The following is a 22547-nucleotide window of genomic DNA, read 5'->3' on the forward strand; positions in this document are numbered from 1 at the left end:
CTGTCATAGAGGCTATCCTCCACAGTGCTTACCTTTAGCATAGGAGTTTTCTCTGGCGAGGAGGCATCTCGTCACAAAACACAAACTTATTGAGAATCAGGAATAGTTTTTGGTGAAGAGCATAGGTTAGCCTTCTCCCCTACAGAAAAAGATGATTTCCTATTTGCGATGCGAACATTCTTCCTGCTGTGTAGAGCTACCGCTCTTATTAATGATGAATATGTGATCAAGGAGTTAAACAAAGTAGTATAGGCGTAGCTCTAGTTGAGAGAGCTAGCTAACAATCCTAATGCACACCGACCGCCGGGAGGTTATTGGTTAGAGTTCAAGGTTATCTGCGGCGGGTGATTGGGAGCGTTGTGCTGCATAAATAGGGATGTCGAATTGGTGACAGTACTAATCTTCAAAATTGATGCGATTTCATTACTTCTTGGTGTTCTCCCCCTTGGGTTAAGTTTCCTGTTTAGGGCATTTGGGGATGAAGGTAATTGGTCACCTATACTTTTACTCACATCGTTGCTTCTGAGTGGTTTTGGCGCAATTTGTCTTATAATCTCAGCCATTATGACTGTTGTTAGTATGTGATACTGATCCCAAATGCCGAAAATGCGATCGTGGATATTCGGAAACTGCGTGACTACTGCCTCAATCCCGAACATAAAGACGGGAAGCATAAAGCCAGACTGTTTTCGGCGATTCTGGGGATGACTGCCGACGATGCCGAGGAATTGCGCCAAATATTGCTGGAAATTGTGAAGACTCATGAAGCCAAGTTAGGCAGGCAAGATGAGTTTGGGCAGCGATATACCCTCGATTTTGAGATCTCGTGGCAAAATAGAGAGGCAAGGCTTCGGAGCGGTTGGATCATCGAGACTGACTCCGAGATCCCCAAGTTGACAACCTGCTACCCACTTTAGCGGAGTGACAAGGATCATGACTCAGCCAAGTTCAATTCACTTACTCGATGTCGTCGCCCTCACTGTCGATCGGCCAGAGGATAATTTATGGCGTGGTCAAGTTGGTACGGTCGTTGAGATCCTCGCGAATGGTGCGGCGTTTGAGGTTGAATTTAGCGATCGGGATGGTCGAGTTTACGAGTCATTAGGCTTGCGGCCAGAGCAAATTATGGTGTTGCAGTTTGAGCCATCATTGCCAGGAACCAAGACTGCTATGGCTACGGCGTGAACGGCACAACAATCTCAATGCAAGCCGACTAGCGAGATTTTTGTCAATTCAGTTCGAGGTTGTCTGTGGCAGGCGATGGATAACGTTAGTTGGCGGTCTGTGGGTTCTAGAATTAAACGTTTGTGATCCCTCTTCTCGTCCTTCAAACCAGCACAGGACTCAACAAACTTTTTTCAGACTTTCCGGGTAGAAGATGGCATAGCCCAATCCACGATCGCAACGGGTAGCATTCTCTGTTGTACCGCCAAAATTTATCGATCGCTGGATCATCTATTGCCTTTCTCCATCCGATCGTCCCCTACCCCTAAACCGACCCATACCCAGCTTGGAAGACTACGCTTTAAAAATCCGAACGGCCTCTAGCAAATTGCCCGATCGAACTCCTGCCTCAACTAAATCGACCCGTAACCCCGCCAACAACCGACTTTCCTGCAACGCTCCATAATCCTCCCCATTCCAGCCATAAAGCCACAGTCGATCATCCTGCCAAAACCAGACTTCAGGGACACCCAGCCGCCGATACCGCGCCAACTTCTCCCGACCTCCACTGGACAATGCTACCTCCACCACCAACTCCGGTGGCCCCACTACCCCATCCAACCGGTAGGATAAATCCGGCTCCACACTAACCGATCGAACCTCCGACTCCAGCGTGGCACTTCCCATCGGCACCGCATTAATCCCTTGCTCACAGAAGAAAATCACCAACAGCGCATCTACGATCGACTTAATCAGTTCATGTTCCGGCGAAATACTCATCAGTTCTGTTACGCCATCCAAATAGAAAACCCGTACCCCGGAATAGTTCGCCGAAAGTAAAGTTGCTAAAGCCTGAAACGCTTGCCAGGAATGATGGCCCGGTAACGTGAACCATCGCTCCGGGGGCTGGGGATTCGCCTGATTAATCGCCTGATCGGATACCTGAACCATACGCTGTTCCCGACTACACGCTGTTCCCGACTATTCTGTTTCTACACGATAGCCCAATTCTGCCAAACGAGTCCGCGACTGTCGCCACTTCGGTTGCACTTTCACAAACAATTGCAAATCAATTTTCCCTTCAATTAACTTTTGCATTTGCTTACGGGCTTCCGTTCCGATCGTCTTTAGCATTGCGCCTTTTTTACCAATAATGATTCCCTTCTGCGAATCCCGTTCCACATGAATCGTGGCAAACACACGGGTAATTTTTTCCTCTTCCGACACCTTTTCGATCGCGATCGCCACCGAGTGCGGAACTTCCTCCCGAGTCAGGTGCAAAATTTGCTCCCGGATTAACTCACCCATAATGAACCGTTCCGGCTGATCTGTAATTAGATCCGGCGGGTAATAGTACGGCCCCTCTTCCAGGTTCGCGATCAGTTGTGCCTGGAGATTGTCCAACCCCGCCCCCGTCAGTGCCGAAAACTTGGCTGTGTGCCAGCCCCGCGCTGTCGCCAGTTCCAAATAGCCCCGATCGAAGGCTTGCGCCGTTTCCGTTTGCTGATCGGCCTTGTTCAAGCCCAAAATCACTGGAATTTCTACCTGATTCAGCAAATCCGCAATAAACCGATCTCCCCCACCCAATTCCGCCGCCGCATCCACCACAAACACCAGCAAATCTACGGCATGAATCGCCATCTGGGCATTTTTCACCAACACTTCGCCCAGCTTGTGGTGGGGCTTGTGAATTCCCGGTGTGTCTACGAAAATAATTTGGGCTTCCGGCGTCGTCAGGATGCCCTTGAGGCGGTTGCGCGTGGTTTGTGCCGTGGGAGACGTAATCGCAATCTTTTGGCCGACTAACGCATTCATTAACGTGGATTTCCCCACATTCGGACGACCAATGATGCCGACAAAGCCCGATCGAAATCCTGAAGGCGCGATCGGTACGCCCCCTAAGCCTAGAGATAGATCATCTAGGGAGAGGTCATCAGAGAGGTCATCAAACGCTGGCAAATCTGCATTCATTTAGTGATTTCAGGGGCAATTAATGCGCTGCAACTCAAAAATTGTAGTGTATTTGGGGTATGAGTAAAGTGGCTTATGGGAATTAAACGCATTGGCATCTTAACCAGTGGTGGCGACTGTGCCGGTTTGAATGCAGTGATTCGAGCCGTAGTCTATCGCGCGATCGGCACCTATGACTGGGAAGTCGTGGGTATCTGCCGCGCCACCCAAGGCTTGATGTGCAGTCCACCCGAAGTAATGGATTTAACGATCGAGCAGGTCGATCGCTGGCTGACAGGGGGCGGTACCTACCTAGGAACCACCAACAAGGGGAATCCCTTTGCTTACCCGATGCCAGATGGATCCGTCATCGATCGCTCCGAGGAAATTATTGAAAATTATCGCTCCTTGAATCTGGATGGGCTGATTGGCATTGGGGGCGATGGCAGCATTGCCATTTTGCGAAAACTGCTGCAACAGGGCAATATTCCCTTTGTTGCCATTCCAAAAACCATTGATAACGATGTGGACGTGACAGAACGTTCGATCGGCTTTGACACCGCCGTGAACATTGCCACCGAGGCCCTCGATCGGCTGCAATTCACTGCTGCCAGCCACTCCCGCGTCATGATTTTGGAAGTGATGGGTCGGGATGCGGGGCACATTGCCATCAGTGCTGGGATTGCCGGGGGCGCAGATGTGATTCTGATCCCCGAAATTCCCTACTCGATCAACAAAGTCTGCGACAAAATCCGGGAGCGGCAGGCAAAGGGCAAAAACTATTCCCTCATCATCGTGTCCGAAGCAGTGCGCACCGAAACCGGGGATACGATCAGTTCCACCAATGCCCTCGGCCAATGTCGCTATGGGGGCATTGGGCAATACCTGGCCGATCGCATTTCCGCCTGTAGTGGAGCAGAAACGCGGGTTACGGTGCTGGGCCATGTGCAGCGGGGGGGAACGCCTTCACCGTTAGATCGCTTGCTGGCTTCGGCCTTCGGGGTGGCAGCCGTGGACTTGCTAGCTGAGGGCAAGTTCGATCGCATGGTGGCATGGCAACAACGATCGGTGATTGATGTGCCGATTTTGGATGGGATCGCCCACTACCACGCTGTTGATCCGGTCAGTACGTTGGTGAAAACTGCGAAGGGCCTCGGGATTTATCTAGGGGAATAAAACAAAATCCCAGCGGTGATTCCCAATCAACTTGTGATTGCAACCCATGACGATCCCCTTAAGTCCCCCTATCTCCTACGGAGAGGCTACGCCAAGAAAAAGGGGGACTTTGAAGCAATTTGACTAAATTCCCCCCTTATTTCTAGCGCAGCGGCGCGTAGCGCGGGGGCTAGGGGGGATCGGATCTAAGACATGGCGAGGGATTTGGGTTTGGCAAAAATCATGCGACCTGCGGAAGTTTGCAGCGCACTGGTCACCACCACTTCCAACTCCCCGCCCACGTAGCTACGGCCATCTTCCACCACGACCATCGTGCCATCATCGAGGTAACCGACGCCCTGGGCAGGTTCTTTTCCCTCCTTGAGAATTTTTAAATCTAGACTATCGCCAGGAAGGTAACTGGGGCGAATGGCCTGGGAGAGGTCATTCAAGTTCAGCACCGCCACCTGCTGTACCCGTGCGACTTTGTTGAGGTTATAGTCCGTCGTCACGAGGGCTCCATTAATGTCCATGGCGAGGCGCACTAACTTGGCGTCCACCGTAGGAATATCCTCGTAGTCCGCAGGGTGAATCACTACTCGATCGGGATATTTCGATCTCATCTGGTTCAGGATATCCAAGCCCCGCCGTCCCCTTGCCCGCTTTTGGTCGTTAGATGCATCGGCCACCTGTTGCAGTTCTTGCAGAACAAACTGGGGAACCAACAATTGCCCTTCTAAAAAGCCCGTGGCCAGAATTTCAGCAATGCGCCCATCAATAATGCTGCTGGTATCTAAGACCTTAGCCGATGCGGGTTTCAGCGTACCTTCCGCCAGCAAGACCGACTCCACACTGTTGGGATTAATCAACCGCAGTAGCGATCGACCGTGGGTATCGGCCAAGGACATGCCGGACACCGAGAAGAGAATGCTACCCAAAATGGCCGTCAGTGGCTTAATGAAGGCAAACTCCGGCGGAATGGGGAGTAGAAAGATGGGAGCCAGCATCAGGTTAGCCACCAGCAATCCCAGAACCAACCCCACCGATCGGGCCAGCAACACATGGGCGGGCATGTCCTTAATTTGCTTTTCTAGCCGTCGGTAGCTGGTTTGCACCAACAGCCCAAATACCGTGCCAATCAGTGCGCCAAATCCACCCACCACAAACCGCAACCCTTCCGGATTGGTGACTTGATCCTGAAGGTTGATCGGTAGGGCTTCGATCCCATGGAAACCGATCCCTGCGCCTGCTAGGATGAGAGCCAAGATGATAATTGCATCGAGCATAGGTCTAGGTCTAATAGATCTCGTCTTGCGGAGGGTGAACCCGACCCATCAACTGACGGCTCAAATGAGGGGTCGAAGGAGATTAGAAAAGGCGGAAACCTCCTATGTGGGCGTATTTAGGCAACATTATATCTTGGGAGTTTATCGGGTTTATGGAATTGTAATGTTGGGTGAGTGTAGATAACCCAACCAAATGTTAAAAATATAGAGCTTCGTTAAAAATTAATAACGATCGTGTTGCATCCCTTTACTTTTACAAGCTTAGTTGTGGACTGGATTCTAGATTTTGTTGCCGTGATCTGCATTGCATTCCATGGCTAATCACGGAATTACCGCTGCCTATTTGCACATTCCCTTTTGTCGGCGGCGCTGTTACTACTGTGATTTTCCCATTTCCGTTGTCGGGGATCGCAAAACGGGGCATAACTCCGGCATGATTCAGACCTACGTTGAGAAGCTATGTGGGGAAATCCGTGGCACTGCGCAGCGATCGACCCAGCCTTTACAAACTCGGTTGCAAACTCTCTTCTTTGGTGGGGGAACGCCGTCGTTGTTAACGGCGGAACAGATCGATCGGATTTTGACGACGCTAGATCAAACCTTTGGCATTGCAACGGGGGCTGAAATTTCGATCGAGATTGATCCGGGCACGTTCGATCGGCCCCAACTCCAGGGCTATAGATCGGCGGGGATTACGCGGGTGAGTCTGGGGGCGCAGGCTTTTCAAGGGGAACTGTTGCAAGTCTGTGGGCGCACTCACCAGGTTGCAGATATTTATCATTCTGTAGAATTAATTAACCAAGTGGGAGTTGCCAACTATAGTCTGGACTTAATTTCCGGGTTGCCCAGTCAAACGGTGCAGCAATGGCAAGGGTCGTTAGAGGCGGCGATCAACCTACAACCGACGCACATTTCCACCTATGACCTCACCTTGGAACCGGGGACTGTGTTTGGCAAACGCTACCAACCGGGCGATCGGCCCCTGCCCACGGATGAAAGCACCGCAGACATGTATCGCCTCGCCTCCCGCACGTTGCAAGCAGCGGGTTACGAGCATTATGAAATTTCCAACTATGCCCAACCGGGTTACGCCTGCCGCCATAATCTGACCTATTGGGAAAATCGATCGTTCTATGGCTTTGGCATGGGTGCAACCAGTTATGTCAACGGTCAGCGCTTTGCCCGTCCCCGCACGCGGGAAGCTTATTATCAGTGGTTAGAAAATCCTGAAATTCCCTCAGATGGGCTAGAAAGTGAAGTCGATCGCGCATCCGACCATCTCGTAGAAACGTTAATGGTTGGCTTGCGATTAGCCAAGGGGGTCGCGATCGACACAATCCGACAACAGTTTGGCAATCCCGCGATCGAACAAATTTGGCAATGCTTACAACGCTACCAAAAGCCGGGTTGGGTTGAGGCGTGGGATGCCATAGGGAAACGGTTACCCCCCGGTGTTTCTTGGGAGGAGATCGATCGAATTAACCTGTCGGAACCGGAGGGCTTTCTGTTTTCTAATGTAGTGCTGGTGAGTCTATTTGAAGCGTTTGATACTTGAGAGAAGTGTTATTAATCCAAGTACGACCAGCGCTTTAAACGTTGACCTGGTAGCCTAGATTCAATTCATCTCCTGGTACACCTCGTACGCCCCAGTGTTCCTTCGGGATTTCGTAGAGTATAATTTCGATGTCATTCACAGCCATTTCCAATTCTTGACTTAGCCGTTTATATAGTAATCGAATCAGTGTTTTCTTTGTTTCCACTGTGCGTCCGGCAAAGAAGCTAATTTCAATCACAATGTATTGCGACGATCGATCAGCGGGGTAAATAAAATCTTCCGGTTCCATGGGAAAAAAGCGCTGAAACCGTTTGTCGATCGGATAGGCGAATGCTTCAACAATACAAGCGTGAATGATTTCAGAAAGGCGCGATCGATTTTGACCTAGGAACTCCCTATGGCCGTAAATTTTCGTCTGTGGCATAGAAATTAAAAAGGTAGTGCAATTTCCTCAATTATTTCACTCCAGCTACCGATTTTCACGGGAAAGTTTTTGCGGTCATCTCAGTCGATTGACCCAGCAGTAAGGGCTAGAAACGATCGCATCACGGGAGACGATCGCTTCTGGCGTCTAAGCCCTTAATTGCGATCGCGTTCCATCATGCTGATGTATTTCCAATCGGAACCGAGGACGGGAATGGGAGGACTCCAGCGAATGCGTTCGCAAAACCGCAGCACTTGCAGTTGGTTAATGGTGGATTGGATTTCTTCGCGGGTGCCGAGGAGGTAGAACTGGAGCGGTCTGCGGCCATCGTCGATCGAATTTTCTGGACGATCGCCACCAACAAAGCCAATAAACATGGGATTTCTCCTGATTGTTGAGACGGGAAGAAACCCCAAAAATTAAGACCACCCTTTTGCGCAGGACAAGTAGGGTGGCCCGATCGAATGTTACAATCCGTGTCAGACCGCCGAGCTGGTCGCTTCAGCTTGGGGGTTTAGCTGCCCTCCGTTGCTCGTAACAACGTTGGGTAGCGCCTTAATTTTCGGGAAACAAGCTGATTCAATGCCCTACGGGCGGTCTTCGACCAACGGGATGTCAAAACACGGTTGTACTCAGCTATGAGAAACAAGCCTACGGACAAACGAAGGTTCTGTCAACCGTATCCAGAAATTTTTTAATCCTGTTGCAATCCTGTGATGTTCCGCAACATTTCGCCATCCCAGAACAGCAGAATGGTTGAAATCTGCGATCGGGCGATCCGTCTATTGCCTTCTTAAAAAGACGCTATCGCCTTCTAACCTTGATGATTCAACCAATTAGCGAGGTCGTCGATCGAACCGAAATCCAGTAAAGCTTCACCCAGAGATTCAAGTTGATCAATTGATAGCGCATTGATTCGATCGAGGGTGTGCTCATCGATGACTCCAACTTTTCGGCTAAGTAAGCGTAAAATCAGCGATCGTTGCCCCTTTTCTTCTCCTTCATGCAGACCCCGATCGTAACCAATTCGTTCCACGCTGCTAATGTAAGGCACTTTACGTTCCTCCTCGTAGGCTTGCAACTCCCGCCAAAACTCGATCTCTAATGCTTTGGGTAATCCCAAAATCCAATCGATGAAGTTGAACAGATTCAGCACATCTGTTTTATTATAGCCAGACTCACACAGAGACCGAATCAGCCGCAGTTTCCAGTCCTTGCGACTGGCCTTATTCCGTCGGGTTTCCTGCATTTTTAAATGGGCCATCACCACCCAGGCAAAGGGATTTTGGCTACGCTCCAACTCCGCCCACCGATCGCGGTAATCCAACAATTTCACTGTGCTAAATTCAAAATTCAGTGTTGTGCCTGGTTGCGTCACACTGTAGCGTGAGGGTCGCCAATCTGGTTTCCCATCACATAAAATCGCAATACTCGTAGCATGGCGATCGAAATAATCGAAAATCCGAAACGAATAGGTGTCAATCCGCTTAGCAAAGCCTTTTTCAGGCACAGCTTGAATCTCAACGTGAATCAATAGGTAAATATCTGGCCCCTGGTTGTGGTGTAGTTTGACCAATTGATCGGCGTAGCGCTTTCCCATCACGGCTGTGGGTGCAAGTTTCAGCAATTCCTTGTCCAGAAATTCGATCGGCTTTGTCCAATCCACACCCTGTGCAATCTCCGGGAAAAAGAAGTCCAGCGCTTCCCGAAAATACAGCCGCAGCACTTTCTTCCACGGTGAATCCTGTTCATCTGGTTGGAGTGTTCCGTTGCCCATTGCCGATCGCTTGACCTAAAGAGTAGTGCGATCGTATCACAAGCACACTACCCCCACTGTAACGACTCAATACGATCGCCAAAGTTACTATTAATCAATTGCCAGTTAATAAATTGCCATCATCAGTTGCTTACGGTACTGATGGGTTAACGGATTATCATTACCCAGCAAATCAAACAGCGACAACATCGCACGTCGCGCTGCATCATTGCGATATAAGCGATCGCGCTGCACGATCGACAAAAAGCCCTGTAACGCTGCATCGTAATCCTGATCTAAAGCCGCCTGCGCTGCCGATTGATATACCCCATCCAACTCACTCAGGACTTCCAGTTGGGTAATTTGCTGGAACTGAATTAACGACTGCAACCCCCGCGCCCGTGCTGCATATTCCTTCTCGTACTGCGGAATAATGCCCAACAACGTCTCCGCCTTTTCAGGGTTCCCCGCTTCTAGGTAAAAATTGGCCGCTTCCAAAATCAACCCATAGTCATTGGGATATTTCTCCAGCAGAACCTGCAACTTGGCCGTCGATTCCGCCACCTGTCCCTGCGCAGCTTCCGCATACAGCGCTTCCAGTTCCGCATTCAGCTGCGATCGTAAACTCAGTTGCTCCAGCAGTTGACGAATTTGGTGCTCTGGCAGTACCCCCACAAACCCCGGCTTCACCGTACCCTCTGTCACAATTCGCACATCCGGCACCCCTGAGACTCCATAGGTATTGGCCAAGTCCGGGTTCTCATCAATATCTACTTTCGCTAAAACAAAGTCATACTCTTGCACCAAAGCTTCCAAAATGGGCTTCAGCATTTGGCAAGGCCCACACCACGTGGCATAGAAATCAACTAATACCGGCTTTTCATAGGATTTTTCTAAAACTTCCGTCGCAAAGCATTGTTGATTAACAGCCAGAGAGATTCCCATAGGACAGCACTAAAGTTACAGCAATTATTAAAAATTCAAGTCCCGATCGACTCATTCCATCATTCTCTCTTGTCTCGGATTCAACAGGACGGTAAAGTTCACAGTTAGCGACTTGATAGATTTCTAAATCAATCCCAATGACTGCCGACCTCCCCCACCCCGACGCCAACGCTGAGCCTACCGCATCTACTGCTTCTCAAGCTTCGTCTGAGTCAGATCAATCTGTGGCGGCGGCGGCTTCCTCCACCGAGGATACGATCGCGCCTGCGACTCCTGACGAGCCAGGTACTGGTGCCGCAGCCTCACCGGAGCCACCTTCCGCCAGTACTCTGATTCCAGACTCCCCTCCCCCCCCTAGCCCGCTGCCCCCTCCCTCCGATCATCCAACAACAGAGTTGGTAGCCAGCGATTTGCCCAATAGCGATTTACCCAATAGCGATATTCCCGACACCGATGACCCGCCAACGGATGTCACCCAAGTGCCTGCGGGTGTGATGGAACAAAGCGATCCCCCAACCCCGATCGACCCCAATGCCCAAATTCGCATCAAAACTGAGCAGGGCAAACTGTGGGCCATTCTGCCCCCGGAACCTACGGACAAAGAAAAAACCCTAGGCTACTCTTGGACAGAATTGGTGCAGCAGTTGCAACAACGGCTGATCGGGGATGCTCGATCCTGGGCACCGGGTAGCAATGTGCGAGTCATGGCCCGCGATCGGCTACTCAACAGCACCCAGTTGCAGGAACTGGCAGAAGTTCTGACCAAGGCCCAACTGCGCCTGAAGCGCGTCTACACGACCCGCCGCCAAACCGCCGTTGCCGCCGCCACTGCAGGCTATTCCGTGGAACAAACCATTCCCCGTCTACAGGTCACCAAGCCTGCCAATGGGGAAAATACACCGCCGATGGCAGAACCCCTCTATTTAGAAATGACCCTGCGATCGGGGGCCGAAATTCGTCATAACGGCTCTGTCGTGGTTATGGGGGACTTGAACCCCGGCAGTTCGATCGTGGCTGAGGGCGACATTCTCATTTGGGGACGCCTGCGAGGGGTTGTCCATGCCGGATCGGCGGGCAATGCCAGTGCGATCGTCATGGCGCTGAAAATGGAGCCCGCCCAGATTCGCATCGCCGATTTTGTCGCCCGTGGCCCCTCGAATCCCCCTAACCAGATTTTTCCGGAAGTTGCCTACGTCACCGCGCAAGGAAAAATTAGTATCGCCAGCGCGGCGGATTTCTCCCGACCTATCCTGAAGTAAATCGAAAAGGGAGTGTTATAGTCTATAAGCATTTGAAGCACTGGGTTTCAACGCAATGGGTCGCGTAATCGTTGTTACGTCTGGAAAAGGTGGGGTTGGCAAAACCACCACAACTGCCAATTTGGGCATGGCTTTGGCACAGCGCAATCGCAAGGTTGCGGTGATTGATGCGGACTTTGGTCTGCGCAATTTAGATTTGCTCCTAGGGTTGGAAAACCGAGTTGTCTATACTGCTGTCGATGTGTTGGCGGGGCAATGTCGGCTGGAGCAGGCATTGGTGAAAGATAAGCGTCGAGGTAATTTAGTTCTGTTGCCAGCGGCGCAAAATCGCACCAAAGATTCCGTCAATCCGGCGCAGATGCGGCAATTAGTCGCCGCGATCGCCAAGGTCTATGACTTTGTGTTGATCGATTCTCCGGCAGGGATTGAAATGGGGTTTCAAAATGCGATTTCCGCTGCCCAGGAAGCATTAATTGTGACGACTCCGGAGATTGCAGCGGTGCGGGATGCCGATCGGGTGATTGGTTTGTTAGAAGCAAATAACATTAAACGCACTAGCCTGATTATCAACCGGATTCGGCCCAAGATGGTGGAAGTCAATGACATGATGTCCGTGGAGGATGTGCAGGAAATTCTGGCGGTGCCCTTGATTGGGGTGGTTCCTGACGATGAGAAAGTGATCGTTTCCACGAACAAGGGCGAACCGCTTGTCCTGTCTGGCAATCCGACCTTGGCGGGGGCCGCGTTTGAAAATATTGCCCGTCGGATTGAGGGGGAAAAAGTGCCCTTTTTGGATCTCAGTGTCAAAGATGGCCTATTGACTAAACTTAAACATTTCTTTACCAAGCCGATTGGTTAAGACTGCCATCTTGAACCTCCATCTCAAATCCCCTATCCCATCTACCCTTTAGTCCCCCCACCTGTCTCTGAGCTATGATCCTCGAACTTCTCGAACGGATGTTTCCAAAATTCAACGATCACACGAGCCGCCAGGAGGTGAAAAATCGCCTTAAGTTGGTACTGGCTCACGATCGATCGGATTTAACACCGCAGATGATCGAGGCTATGCGACAGGAAATTTTGGCCGTTGTCTCCAAATACGTCGATTTGGATGCCGATTCGATGGATTTTGCGCTGGAAAATAATAATCGGGTGACGGCATTGGTGGCGAATTTGCCCATTCGGCGCATTAAACCCGAGTTTTATACTGTTAAAGAAAATGAAGAGGTTATTGCAGAACTGCCAGCCTTAGCACTGAATGAGGCAGAAATTGGCGATCCCAAGTTAGTCGAAAATCCCACTGCTATGACGCCGGAAATTGCAACCACAAGTGTTTCAGAAAACCCCGAAAGTCTATCCGAAAATCCACCCCCGCCTGAAGGGACACATCTAATTGAACTAGGAGAAACCTCTCAAGAGTCCCCAAGGGAGCTATAACGTCTCAAATCAGCAGCGATCGATAACCTAAACTCAGTACCCGTGGTTATCAATCGTCCGCTGAATTTGAATTATTAGACTCTGCCACTGGGGCGATCGCTGGATTATCCCGCATCACTCTGATCAAGAATCGTAGTGCTTCATTCACTGCATCAGCACTAGGAAACATCTCTGCAACATCCGGTGCTAACCGTACAGTCGCTCCATCAAAACTTTTCCTTCCAGAGCCTAACTTTCTGACTTGGAGGCTCTTCAAGTCATACTCTGTTCGCAGATCGTCTTCCATCTCTGACTCATTCCTCTTCATAAGCTTCTCGATCGGTTCGCGTAACTTCTCTTGCACTGCTGGATTGCATCGACGAGCTGATCAATATCCGAGACGGTGTGGGTTGCCATAACGGTCATGCGAATGCGGCTAGTAGGAACCGTGGGCGGGCGAATGGCCGGGGCAAAAATACCCCAATCCTGAAGGGCTTTCCCCATCTGCATCGCCGTTGCCACATCGGGTAGCCCCAAACAGACGATCGGCGAGTCCGATGGCAGTAACTTGAACGTTGCATTCTGTTCACTCAGCCGTTCTAACTGTGTTTTTAAATAAGCGACATTGGCCCAGAGGCGATCGCGGCGATCGGGCTCCGTTTGCACAATCTCCAGCGCTGCCAAGGCCGCTGCCGTATCCGCTGGCGTCAAGCCCGTGGTGTAGATCCAACTGGGGGCACGGTTGCGCAGAAAATCCACCAACTTCACCGACCCCGCCACATAGCCGCCCAAACTGCCCAGCGCCTTACTCAGCGTGCCCATCTGAACCAGCGATCGGCCCGTACAGCCTAAATGCTCCACACAGCCCGCGCCGGATTTGCCCATCACCCCGGTGCCGTGGGCCTCATCCACCAACACCATACAGCTAAATTCCTCCGCCAAATCCAGCAGTTCCGGCAACGGGGCCACATCGCCATCCATGCTGAAGACGCTATCCGTCAGGATCAAACAGCGTTGGTAGTTCGATCGTTCCGTGGCCAGCAGCGATCGCGCCTCTACTAAATCCCCATGGCGATATTCCAGCAATCGCGCCCCACTCACCAGCGCCCCACTGCGCAGACTGGAGTGGTTGTATTGATCGGATAGAATCAAATCCCGCTGGCCCATCAGCGCCGCGATCGTCCCCAAATTGGCGGCATAGCCGGAGCTAAAGACGATTGCATCCTCCGTCTGTTTCAACGCCGCGATCGCCCGTTCCAACTGCCGATGTAAGTCCCGATGGCCTGTAATTAAGCGTGAACCCGTGGTACCCGTGCCATAGGCTTGTGTCGCTTCCACCGCTGCGGCAATCAAGCGATCGTCCCCTGCCAAACCCAAATAATCATTACTGGCAAAGTTGAGCAACTCCTGGCCATCCACGCAAATTCTCGTGCCCGGTTTTCCCGTCACCATTTTCGTCGATCGGTACCAGCCCGCTTTGTGTAAGGTTTCCAGGGATCGATCGAGCCAAGCGTAGGGATCGGAAGGCATAGATAATTCAGAACTAGTAATACAGAATTAAGGATGCAATCAAGTACAAAATTAAGAACGGAATCCCATTACAGAGTTCAATTCGAAATCAGGTACAGAATTAAAAATTAAAAAATGTAGATTAATACATTGCTAAAAATCAATGAGTAAAACTCAGTGGATAATACTAGAACGAGTTAAAAATAAACAATAGATTCAGTTCATCAAAAAAAACTCAACAACCTAATCTGTCTCTACTTAAAAGCCTATCTCCACTGATAGAGAATATTTTAAGATTCCGTTGAAATCAGCTTAATCCTAATTTAAAAACCGTGGGACTCACAATACCTATGATAGGCTGGACTCAAATTAATAACTCTGGCTAATCAGTAACTTTACTCATTGAAACGTTACAAAACGCAATATTTGCCGCGAAAGCAGTCATAATAGATCCTGAAAGTATTACGTCTGATCCACCGAGCAGTTAGGGAGGTTGACCGATGGTCTCATCGATAAGTCGCACGAACCAAACGTCCAGTCCTAAAAAGCGTCTCACCCTTCAGTATTCAGATATTGCGCTGGATACCACGGTAATTCGATCGCTGGATTGGGATCGCGATCGCTTCGACATTGAGTTTGCGCTTCAAAACGGTACCACCTATAACTCCTTCCTCATCCGAGGTGAAAAGACGGCACTCATTGACACCTCCCACGAAAAATTTCGCGATACCTATCTGGAGGCTTTAACCAGCCTGATCGATCCGAAGGAAATCGACTATCTCATCGTCAGCCACACCGAGCCAGATCACAGCGGCTTAGTTAAAGACGTTCTGCAACTCAACCCCGACATCACCGTCGTTGCGGCCAAGGTGGCGCTGCAATTCCTCGATGACCTGGTGCACCAGCCCTATAACAAGCGCATGGTCAAGAGCGGCGAAAAGTTGGATCTGGGGAAAGGCCACGTTCTCGAATTCATCTCCGCGCCCAACCTGCACTGGCCGGACACCATCTTCACCTACGACCCCGCCACGCAGCATTTGTTTACCTGCGATGCCTTTGGCATGCACTACTGCGACGATCACACCTACGACGAAGATCTGGAACTGATCGAAGCCGATTTCCGGATCTATTACGAGTGCCTCATGGCCCCCAATGCCAAATCGGTGCTCTCCGCCATTAAACGCATGGGCGATCTGCCGGGAGTCACGACGATCGCCACGGGGCACGGCCCCCTGATTCAGCACAACCTGACCGAACTGGTGGGACGCTACCAAACCTGGAGCAGTGAAAAAGCCAAGGCTGCTAAAAACGTGGTGGTGTTCTACGTGTCGGGCTACGGCGATGCCGATCAACTATCAGGTTACTTGGCCAACGGGGTTCTCAAGACCGATGTGTTGGTGGAGTCGATCGACATCAGCACGGCGGAATTAACCGATGTTCGCTACGCCGTGGAAATTGCCAACGGGATGATCATTCTGATGCCGCCCCAATCCGGTGAAATCAGCGAAACGGCGGCAACGGCGATCAGCACCATCCTGGCCACGGGTAACAGTAAGCAAGCCTACGGGTTGTGCGAGTCCGGCGGCGGCATTGACGAACCTGTGCATACCCTGCGGGCGCGGTTCCAGGAAGCAGGTCTTACTGAGGCTTTCCCACCGATCAAACTCGACAACGGGACAGGTAAAGCGGTCTACCAACTTTGCGAAGAATCCGGTACCGATATTGGTCAGTGGCTGACCCGCGATCGGGCGGTGAAGCAAATGAAGGCACTGAACCATGACTTGGACAAAGCCCTAGGTCGGTTGAGCGGCGGCCTGTATATCATCACTGCCCAGAAAGGCGACGTTAAGAGTGCGATGTTGGCGTCTTGGGTATCGCAGGCTAGCTTTAAGCCGTTGGGATTGACGATCGCGGTGGCCAAGGATCGGGCGATCGAATCGTTAATGCGAGTTGGCGATAAATTTGTCCTGAATGTTTTGGAAGAAGGCAACTACCAGGTGTTGATGAAGCATTTCCTGAAACGCTTTGCACCGGGGGCCGATCGTTTTGAGGGCATTAACACCCAATCCGCTCAAAATGGATCGCCCATTCTGACGGATGCTTTGGCTTATTTGGAATGCGAAGTACAAACCCGGATGGAATGCAGCGATCACTGGTTGGTCTATGCCACGGTGGATGTGGGCCGGGTGTCCAGCCTCGATTCCCTCACTGCCGTCCATCACCGCAAAGTCGGCAACCACTACTAATAAATATAAATAGCCAGTCAACTTGTGATTGCCACCCATTACGATTCCCCTAAATCCCCCTTAATAAAGGGGACTTTGAAACAATTTGACTAAATTCCCCCCTTATTAAGGGGGGCTAGGGGGGATCGGATCTGCCGCATTGATAAATCAATTTGGTATAAGTCCCTGCCCCATTCATCGATCGGAGTTGTCCTATGTCTACAACCACCCGTCCTCGGGATGTCCAAGTTGCTGAAATTGCTGAAAAGACCCTGGTTCTCCGATCGCAGATTTGGGAACAGTTGCGCTTTGAAGCAGAGTACGCCCGCAAAAAGGGAACCACGGTTAATACCTATCTAATTCAAGCTCGGGAAGTCGCGTTGATCGATCCGCCGGGGGCTTCCTTCGTTGATATTTTCATCGATGAGCTACAGCAGCATGAATACTATCAACAAATTGATTACATCATTCTCAACCACGTTAATCCCAATCGGATTGAAACGCTGAAAGCTCTATTACCTCTAGCGTATCGAGCTAAAATTGTCTGCTCTCGGCCAGCGGCCAATATTCTTAAAACGGCATTTCCTGATGAAGAATTGCCCATTATTACTGTCCGAGCGGGAGATGTGATTGATCTGGGTGAGGGCCATGAACTGAAGTTTATTACCAAACCTACGCCGCGCCATCCGGACGGGCTGTGTGTCTATGACACGGCAACCCGTGTACTGTTTTCCGATAAGCTGTTTGGGGCCCATGTCTGCGGCGATGAAGTACTTGATGAAAATTGGAAAGCGGTACAGGACGATCGGCAATATTATTTCGATTGCATTCACGCTGCGCAAACTAAGCAAGTTGAAGATGTTCTAGACAAAATTGCACTTTATCCTGTCAAGATATTTGCGGTTGGTCACGGCCCCTTAGTGCGCTACAGTGTTAGTCGCCTGATGCTGGACTATCGAGATTGGTGTGAAGAGCAGCATCAGAAAGCCTTGTCTGTGGCGTTGCTCTACACGTCCGCCTATGGCAATACGGGCTTGATGGCCAATGCGATCGCGCGCGGGCTCACGGAATCCAATATCGAAGTGGAATCCATTAACTGTGAGCTATCTGAGCCGGAGGAAATCACAGCGGCGATCGAAAATTGCGATGGATTTATCATTGGTTCGCCAACGCTGGGGGGACATGCTCCGACCCAAATTCAAACAGCACTGGGATTAATTTTATCCACTGCATCCAAAACCAAATCGGCTGGTGTGTTTGGCTCCTACGGTTGGAGCGGAGAAGCGATCGATCTATTGGAAACGAAATTACTGAACGCGGGCTACTCCTTAGGTTTTGAGACGTTGCGCTGCAAGTTTAAGCCAACGGAAGACATGCTGCAACTCTGCGAAAATGCCGGGGCAGAATTTGCCAAGTCCCTGCGCAAAACCCAGAAAACCCGTGCGCCCAAACAAACCGCTGCCACCGAAGCCCAAGCCGATCGCACAGAGCAGGCCATGGGGCGAGTGGTCGGTTCCTTAAGTGTTGTGACGGTTCAGCGCGGCGATGCCCAGGCGGCGATTTTGACCTCTTGGGTTTCCCAAGCGACCTTCAATCCACCGGGAATTACGATCGCGATTCCGAAAGATCGAGCGGAAGGAACCTTGGATCACGCGGGGGATCAATTTGTTTTGAACGTGTTACGGGAAGGGAAAAATTTGCGGCGACACTTCCAAAAGATCACCGTAACGGGGGCAGATCCCTTTGCGGAAGTTGAGGTGCAACCCGCGCGGAATGGTAGTCCAGTTTTGCAAGAAGCGCTGGCTTATTTAGAATGTACTGTGCAAAATCGTCTGGACTGTGGTGATCATTGGTTGCTCTATGCAGTGGTGAATGCAGGGGAAGTGTTAGAAGCCAATGGCGTTACGGCGGTGCTGCATCGCAAGTCGGGAGCAGCGTATTAGGGGGTTGAAGGTTTAGGGGGTTGAAGTTAGGAGAGTCGGCAGCGGTGATGCAGCGGATTTGGTTGATTGGGGGGACGCAGGAAAGTGCCACGATCGCCCAGCAGTTGGTGATTCAGCAAATCCCTTGCGTCATTACGGTCACGACAGAATCTGCGAGGAACCTGTATCCGATCGCGCCTCACCTCACCGTACAGGTAGGCTATCTGACGGCTGACCAGGTGGCAGATTTCCTGCGGCATCACCAAATTACTGCCATTCTGGATGCGTCCCACCCGTTTGCTGTAGAAATTTCTCAACTTGCGATCGCGACTGCAAAGACTGATTCATTGCCCTATTTACGGTTTGAACGTTGCAACGACCAATCTACTAGAAATAGTCTGGAACAATCATTTTCTAGTTTTGAAGCGCTATTAGCTAGTGATGTTTTGGATCATCAACGGGTGTTGCTAACGATCGGCTATCGATCGTTACCATTGTTTCATCCTTGGCAAACCAGATCGGTTTTATTCGCACGAATTTTACCGTCTGAAATTGCGTTGAAAACGGCTTTGGCTGCTGGATTTAGGCCCGATCGCTTAATTGCCTTGCGTCCACCCATTAGCCTGGAATTGGAAAAAGCCCTCTGGCAGCAATGGCAGATTTCCTGCATCGTTACAAAAGCATCGGGGGGGCCGGGGGGAGAGACGGTTAAGCGCCAACTGGCTACGGAATTGGGAATACAATTGATAACCCTCGATCGGCCTGCAATTCAATACCCGCAGCAAACCGAAAATTTGGATGAGGCAGTCCAGTTTTGCTTGAGCTCATTGCATCCAGTACCAGGCTATTGACATCTAACCTGCTGATTAATGAGCAACAACCCGACACAGCACTACGATCGTCGCTTACAAAAGTTGCAGGTTTCTTTGACATAGCCAATCTGTTGTAATAACAAGTCTACTTCTTGCTCCGAAGGCTTGACTTGCTGCACTGGCATGGAAATTTGCGCCCAAATACAACGCTGCTCCAACAGGTTTCCCTGTCCGATCGCCCAGCGGCCCCAGACCCTTGGTTCTAACAGATGGAGATACTGTTGTTTCTGAAACTGTGTTTTGTTAATAACCGCTCTGCCCGTGGGGGTCAAACAGGTACTCATGTAAGCTCGTTGTTGATAGGTAAACAGTCGGTAAGTGCCCGTTGCATTCACTAACATTTTTGCAGTGTCATTGATTTCTTTGGGCAGGCCCATTTGCTCGGCCATTAGTTTACCGAGATCACCTTCGGTGTCCACAACATACCGTAATTCAACAGACAGTAATTTTTGTTGATACGTATAGTCATATTGTTTCGCTTCCAAAATGCGATCGTACTGCGGAGTCGTTGTATTTTTTACCGCAATGTTTTTTTGCGAGATGTTTTGGGCCTGTTCAAGCTGCAACACTTCAGGGAATGGGTGAGCATCATATTCCCGTAGAAACATCTTGGGGTTGATCACGCCTTGAATGGCAACGGCCCAAACGCTGAGACTGAGGGCCCGAAAAAAAGCAAACTGAAACTTCAACAGTCGTCGTCGATTCAGTTGAGCATCATTCAGCCGTAGAAAATCCTGCACATTCTCACCCCTTATGAACACCTTATGAACACCTTATGAACAATTGGACTGGATTTGAGCACAAGCCTGAGAGTTCATGGCGACTTCTTTGACTTCAGAATGTGCTCCACTATCGTTGGGATTGGCAATAGCTTGAGTGTTGATTGTCGATATCGTTTGTCGATCGAGTCTTTCATCACCTAGTTGCGCTGCGTAATTCTCCTCATAATCTTCTTCGTAATCGTATTCATAATCGCATTCATCATCTTCCTCAAATTCGTCCTCTTCTACCGACGATCGAGATAACAACCAACGACAACCTAAAGCAAATAGGACAAATGCAATGGTTGAAAAAATTTGGGCTCCCTGCGCTCCGTGCCAGTAGTCAAAAGCCGTTTGGTCTTTGACCACCAATGCCATAATCATGACTCGCACACTGGATAACACAACTGACATTACGATCGTCAATCCTAGTAGTAGGATTTTATAGATTTTGGAAAACTGGGTCATTAAGTTAAAAACAACTGCCAGTTGAAGTAACAAGACCATCATGGGAATTCCCGTGCAAGGATAGCCTACTTCAATGATATTGTTGTTGAGTGAAATCTTGACGCCTACCTGGACTGAGTTATAGCCCGCGTAGTAAAGAAATAAACTGGCGAATTTAGCAATCACCAAGCGAATGGGATCACCGATCGTAAAATCGACTAATCGAAAAATAACACCTGGGGGAATAATTAAAGTCAATACCAACAAGCCTTCGCGGACATACTGGTGGAATTTCCAGCCGGATGCAATGAGTGCTAAACTCAGCATTGCCCATACTGGAAAAATACGAACAAAATCTGATTCACAGTGAAATAGGGATAGACATTTGAAGAGGAGTAACCCCAGCAAACTGCCCCCCAGCAGAATCGTTCCCATTCCACTCTTGAACTTAAGGCGATCGTGGCGCTGCCAAAGAGATGTAACAATTGCGGCCCAAAAGACCAAACTGACAACCAGTTGATCGGTTTCCCCAATAACTTTCCAAATCAGCACGAGATGTAAAAAAATGAGGCCAACGCCTAACCAAATCAATAGGTAACGGCGAGTCCAGGCGGGCCTCATAAAACGCATGCTGGCGATTCCACCAATGTTCATGCAAAATACCTAGCGGAAAAACCTGAATACAAAAACCTGGATACAAACATCGAGTTAGAAGCGTAATCTTTCATGCAATCTGTCTAGTTGCGGCGGCGACGGCGGGCAGATTTGCGCGATGTGGGTGCTGCATTGTTGGGCAGTTTGGGGGCGCTGTGGCCTGCGCCTGCCATCTCATAGGCATCACCGAGACGTTTGCGCGCCCAGCCGCTGACATACCAAATGTAGAGAAATAACGCGCCACCTACCAAGGCTTCTAGAATGATCTTGGAACTGTTTTTAGTGAGGTTTTTCTGAACATTTTTGCGAGCTTGGTCAGCCTGTTTATTGGCTTCTTCGCGAGCCTTTTTAAGGTTATCTAGAACTTGTGCCTTGGCTTCTTCGGCATTTTTAGGCGCATTGGGAATTTGTTTGGTCTTGTCATCAGGTACTGGAATCAAGCTTTGGAGCTGGGCAGGCGTTGCTTGATCCAATTGCGCCTGAGTCGTTTCTAAAAGTAGTTTCTGTTGGTTAACTTGGGTGTTGATTTGGTCATTGTTAAAGCGGCTGATCCGCATGGTATTCACAACGGTCAGTGGAATCAACAGGATTAAAAGGACGCCGATGAGCAAGGTACTCCAAGACACGAGCTTAACCACGGGTCTTTCTAACCGAAAACGAGCGGCAGATTCACCGTAAAATACCAGCATAAAGGCTAACAAGGGGACGGGAATCAAGCGCACCACATCCCCCGTGGTTTGGTATTCCCACACCGGATTCATTAGTTCCGCCGGAAAGATGACATAGAGTAAGTCAATAAAAGAGACAGCCAGTAGCCCATATCCCACAAATCGGAGAATGCGTAAGCCTCTAACGGGGTTTAAACCACTTAAAAGTGGATTTTGAGCTAGGTTGACTAATACAGCATTCTCAGAACTATCTGCCTTGGCAGGATTTCCTTGGGCCCGATCGCGGGGTTGATCATCCTCTGCCCGATCGGGGAAGTTCTGTTCCAAATCAGGACTGGTGGCGGGGGAAGTTCCTGCCTGGGGCTGTACCGATTCGATAGGTAAACCGAGGGCTCTATCCATACGAGGATCTTGAGGTGCAGGCATTGCATCCATTGAAGAGTCGGAGATATTCATTAATCTACTCAGCAAAAATGGGACTAAAAGAGAGTTATTGCCAAGCTAACCAAGGCATGTTTGTTTTCGTGTCGGGCTTCGGGCTGCGTCAAACTTATACAAACCGTGAACAACGCAGTAGAC

22 protein-coding genes are annotated in these 22547 nt (G+C 50.2%); 10 read left to right on the forward strand and 12 right to left on the reverse strand.

From position 1 onward, the window contains the following. Positions 1-581 precede the first annotated feature (581 nt). On the forward strand, positions 582-917 hold the full coding sequence (locus tag ACN4EG_RS19375) for a DUF6883 domain-containing protein (protein ID WP_431631828.1): 336 nt from the start codon (positions 582-584) through the stop codon (positions 915-917). A gap of 16 nt (positions 918-933) precedes the next feature. Further along, positions 934-1185, forward strand: coding sequence for a DUF4926 domain-containing protein (locus tag ACN4EG_RS19380; protein WP_431631829.1), 252 nt, complete (start codon positions 934-936; stop codon positions 1183-1185). A 333-nt stretch (positions 1186-1518) separates the two neighbouring features. Here the strand turns inward: ACN4EG_RS19380 and ACN4EG_RS19385 are convergent, their stop codons facing one another. Both ACN4EG_RS19385 and era read right to left on the reverse strand, forming a co-directional pair. Beyond that, positions 1519-2115, reverse strand: coding sequence for a Uma2 family endonuclease (locus tag ACN4EG_RS19385; protein WP_431631830.1), 597 nt, complete (start codon positions 2113-2115; stop codon positions 1519-1521). A 30-nt stretch (positions 2116-2145) separates the two neighbouring features. Next, complete coding sequence (gene era / locus ACN4EG_RS19390) at positions 2146-3135, reverse strand: GTPase Era (protein ID WP_431631831.1); 990 nt, start codon at positions 3133-3135, stop codon at positions 2146-2148. Positions 3136-3210: 75 nt separating this feature from the next. Here era and ACN4EG_RS19395 point away from each other — a divergent pair, with 75 nt between their 5' ends. Continuing rightward, complete coding sequence (locus ACN4EG_RS19395; RefSeq protein ID WP_431631832.1) at positions 3211-4290, forward strand: ATP-dependent 6-phosphofructokinase; 1080 nt, start codon at positions 3211-3213, stop codon at positions 4288-4290. 185 nt (positions 4291-4475) lie between these two features. Here the strand turns inward: ACN4EG_RS19395 and ACN4EG_RS19400 are convergent, their stop codons facing one another. Next, complete coding sequence (locus tag ACN4EG_RS19400; protein ID WP_431631833.1) at positions 4476-5555, reverse strand: PIN/TRAM domain-containing protein; 1080 nt, start codon at positions 5553-5555, stop codon at positions 4476-4478. A 313-nt stretch (positions 5556-5868) separates the two neighbouring features. Between ACN4EG_RS19400 and hemW the strand changes: the two genes are divergently transcribed. Further along, positions 5869-7110 carry a radical SAM family heme chaperone HemW gene (gene hemW, locus ACN4EG_RS19405; RefSeq protein ID WP_431631834.1) on the forward strand — a complete coding sequence of 414 codons (1242 nt, stop codon included), beginning with the start codon at positions 5869-5871 and terminating at the stop codon, positions 7108-7110. 34 nt (positions 7111-7144) lie between these two features. Here hemW and ACN4EG_RS19410 read toward each other — a convergent pair whose 3' ends face one another. From ACN4EG_RS19410 to ACN4EG_RS19425, 4 genes are all read right to left on the reverse strand, one after another. After that, complete coding sequence (locus ACN4EG_RS19410) at positions 7145-7534, reverse strand: tautomerase family protein (protein WP_431631835.1); 390 nt, start codon at positions 7532-7534, stop codon at positions 7145-7147. Between the two features lie 155 nt (positions 7535-7689). Further along, on the reverse strand, positions 7690-7911 hold the full coding sequence (locus ACN4EG_RS19415) for a hypothetical protein (protein ID WP_431631836.1): 222 nt from the start codon (positions 7909-7911) through the stop codon (positions 7690-7692). A 437-nt stretch (positions 7912-8348) separates the two neighbouring features. Beyond that, on the reverse strand, positions 8349-9311 hold the full coding sequence (locus tag ACN4EG_RS19420) for a DUF4351 domain-containing protein (RefSeq protein ID WP_431631837.1): 963 nt from the start codon (positions 9309-9311) through the stop codon (positions 8349-8351). Positions 9312-9416: 105 nt separating this feature from the next. Next, positions 9417-10235, reverse strand: a complete 819-nt coding sequence (locus tag ACN4EG_RS19425) for a tetratricopeptide repeat protein (RefSeq protein ID WP_431631838.1) — start codon at positions 10233-10235, stop codon at positions 9417-9419. Between the two features lie 137 nt (positions 10236-10372). Between ACN4EG_RS19425 and minC the strand changes: the two genes are divergently transcribed. The 3 genes from minC (at position 10373) to minE (ending at position 12931) form a co-directional block, all read left to right on the forward strand. Further along, on the forward strand, positions 10373-11494 hold the full coding sequence (gene minC, locus ACN4EG_RS19430; protein WP_431631839.1) for a septum site-determining protein MinC: 1122 nt from the start codon (positions 10373-10375) through the stop codon (positions 11492-11494). A gap of 55 nt (positions 11495-11549) precedes the next feature. After that, positions 11550-12353, forward strand: coding sequence for a septum site-determining protein MinD (gene minD / locus ACN4EG_RS19435; protein ID WP_431631840.1), 804 nt, complete (start codon positions 11550-11552; stop codon positions 12351-12353). A 74-nt stretch (positions 12354-12427) separates the two neighbouring features. Further along, complete coding sequence (minE, locus tag ACN4EG_RS19440; RefSeq protein ID WP_431631841.1) at positions 12428-12931, forward strand: cell division topological specificity factor MinE; 504 nt, start codon at positions 12428-12430, stop codon at positions 12929-12931. A 49-nt stretch (positions 12932-12980) separates the two neighbouring features. Here minE and ACN4EG_RS19445 read toward each other — a convergent pair whose 3' ends face one another. Together ACN4EG_RS19445 and bioF are read right to left on the reverse strand one after the other, a co-directional pair. Further along, a complete protein-coding gene (locus ACN4EG_RS19445) occupies positions 12981-13217 on the reverse strand; it encodes a hypothetical protein (protein WP_431631842.1) in 237 nt (78 codons plus the stop codon). A gap of 17 nt (positions 13218-13234) precedes the next feature. Beyond that, positions 13235-14440, reverse strand: a complete 1206-nt coding sequence (bioF, locus tag ACN4EG_RS19450; protein WP_431631843.1) for an 8-amino-7-oxononanoate synthase — start codon at positions 14438-14440, stop codon at positions 13235-13237. 479 nt (positions 14441-14919) lie between these two features. On the opposite strand from bioF, the gene ACN4EG_RS19455 reads away from it, so the two are divergent. The 3 genes from ACN4EG_RS19455 (at position 14920) to ACN4EG_RS19465 (ending at position 19417) form a co-directional block, all read left to right on the forward strand. Next, positions 14920-16665: a diflavin flavoprotein gene (locus tag ACN4EG_RS19455; protein WP_431631844.1), complete on the forward strand. Its 1746-nt coding sequence runs from the start codon at positions 14920-14922 to the stop codon at positions 16663-16665. 194 nt (positions 16666-16859) lie between these two features. Beyond that, positions 16860-18587, forward strand: coding sequence for a diflavin flavoprotein (locus tag ACN4EG_RS19460; RefSeq protein ID WP_431631845.1), 1728 nt, complete (start codon positions 16860-16862; stop codon positions 18585-18587). Positions 18588-18607: 20 nt separating this feature from the next. Further along, positions 18608-19417, forward strand: coding sequence for a cobalt-precorrin-6A reductase (locus tag ACN4EG_RS19465; RefSeq protein ID WP_431631846.1), 810 nt, complete (start codon positions 18608-18610; stop codon positions 19415-19417). A gap of 41 nt (positions 19418-19458) precedes the next feature. Here ACN4EG_RS19465 and ACN4EG_RS19470 read toward each other — a convergent pair whose 3' ends face one another. The 3 genes from ACN4EG_RS19470 to hpsJ-A form a co-directional block, all read right to left on the reverse strand. Then, the gene (locus tag ACN4EG_RS19470; RefSeq protein WP_431631847.1) at positions 19459-20178 is read right to left on the reverse strand and encodes a cyanoexosortase A system-associated protein; all 720 of its coding nucleotides are present in this window, start codon (positions 20176-20178) and stop codon (positions 19459-19461) included. A 33-nt stretch (positions 20179-20211) separates the two neighbouring features. Beyond that, a complete protein-coding gene (locus ACN4EG_RS19475) occupies positions 20212-21300 on the reverse strand; it encodes an archaeosortase/exosortase family protein (RefSeq protein ID WP_431631848.1) in 1089 nt (362 codons plus the stop codon). 83 nt (positions 21301-21383) lie between these two features. Continuing rightward, on the reverse strand, positions 21384-22424 hold the full coding sequence (gene hpsJ-A / locus ACN4EG_RS19480; RefSeq protein WP_431631849.1) for an HpsJ-like protein, cyanoexosortase A-associated: 1041 nt from the start codon (positions 22422-22424) through the stop codon (positions 21384-21386). Between the last annotated feature and the right edge of the window lie 123 nt (positions 22425-22547).

Origin of the sequence: Alkalinema pantanalense CENA528 (genome assembly GCF_050753345.1) — a bacterium.
Taxonomy (GTDB): Bacteria; Cyanobacteriota; Cyanobacteriia; order Leptolyngbyales; family Leptolyngbyaceae; genus Alkalinema; species Alkalinema pantanalense.

Coding starts and splice junctions, on each gene's coding strand:
- ACN4EG_RS19380 (WP_431631829.1), top strand. CDS start 934: ATGACTCAGCCAAGTTCAATTCACTTACTCGATGTCGTCGCCCTCACT.
- ACN4EG_RS19385 (WP_431631830.1), bottom strand. CDS start 2,115: ATGGTTCAGGTATCCGATCAGGCGATTAATCAGGCGAATCCCCAGCCC.
- era (WP_431631831.1), bottom strand. CDS start 3,135: ATGAATGCAGATTTGCCAGCGTTTGATGACCTCTCTGATGACCTCTCC.
- ACN4EG_RS19395 (WP_431631832.1), top strand. CDS start 3,211: ATGGGAATTAAACGCATTGGCATCTTAACCAGTGGTGGCGACTGTGCC.
- ACN4EG_RS19400 (WP_431631833.1), bottom strand. CDS start 5,555: ATGCTCGATGCAATTATCATCTTGGCTCTCATCCTAGCAGGCGCAGGG.
- hemW (WP_431631834.1), top strand. CDS start 5,869: ATGGCTAATCACGGAATTACCGCTGCCTATTTGCACATTCCCTTTTGT.
- ACN4EG_RS19410 (WP_431631835.1), bottom strand. CDS start 7,534: ATGCCACAGACGAAAATTTACGGCCATAGGGAGTTCCTAGGTCAAAAT.
- ACN4EG_RS19415 (WP_431631836.1), bottom strand. CDS start 7,911: ATGTTTATTGGCTTTGTTGGTGGCGATCGTCCAGAAAATTCGATCGAC.
- ACN4EG_RS19420 (WP_431631837.1), bottom strand. CDS start 9,311: ATGGGCAACGGAACACTCCAACCAGATGAACAGGATTCACCGTGGAAG.
- ACN4EG_RS19425 (WP_431631838.1), bottom strand. CDS start 10,235: ATGGGAATCTCTCTGGCTGTTAATCAACAATGCTTTGCGACGGAAGTT.
- minC (WP_431631839.1), top strand. CDS start 10,373: ATGACTGCCGACCTCCCCCACCCCGACGCCAACGCTGAGCCTACCGCA.
- minD (WP_431631840.1), top strand. CDS start 11,550: ATGGGTCGCGTAATCGTTGTTACGTCTGGAAAAGGTGGGGTTGGCAAA.
- minE (WP_431631841.1), top strand. CDS start 12,428: ATGATCCTCGAACTTCTCGAACGGATGTTTCCAAAATTCAACGATCAC.
- ACN4EG_RS19445 (WP_431631842.1), bottom strand. CDS start 13,217: ATGGAAGACGATCTGCGAACAGAGTATGACTTGAAGAGCCTCCAAGTC.
- bioF (WP_431631843.1), bottom strand. CDS start 14,440: ATGCCTTCCGATCCCTACGCTTGGCTCGATCGATCCCTGGAAACCTTA.
- ACN4EG_RS19455 (WP_431631844.1), top strand. CDS start 14,920: ATGGTCTCATCGATAAGTCGCACGAACCAAACGTCCAGTCCTAAAAAG.
- ACN4EG_RS19460 (WP_431631845.1), top strand. CDS start 16,860: ATGTCTACAACCACCCGTCCTCGGGATGTCCAAGTTGCTGAAATTGCT.
- ACN4EG_RS19475 (WP_431631848.1), bottom strand. CDS start 21,300: ATGAACATTGGTGGAATCGCCAGCATGCGTTTTATGAGGCCCGCCTGG.
- hpsJ-A (WP_431631849.1), bottom strand. CDS start 22,424: ATGAATATCTCCGACTCTTCAATGGATGCAATGCCTGCACCTCAAGAT.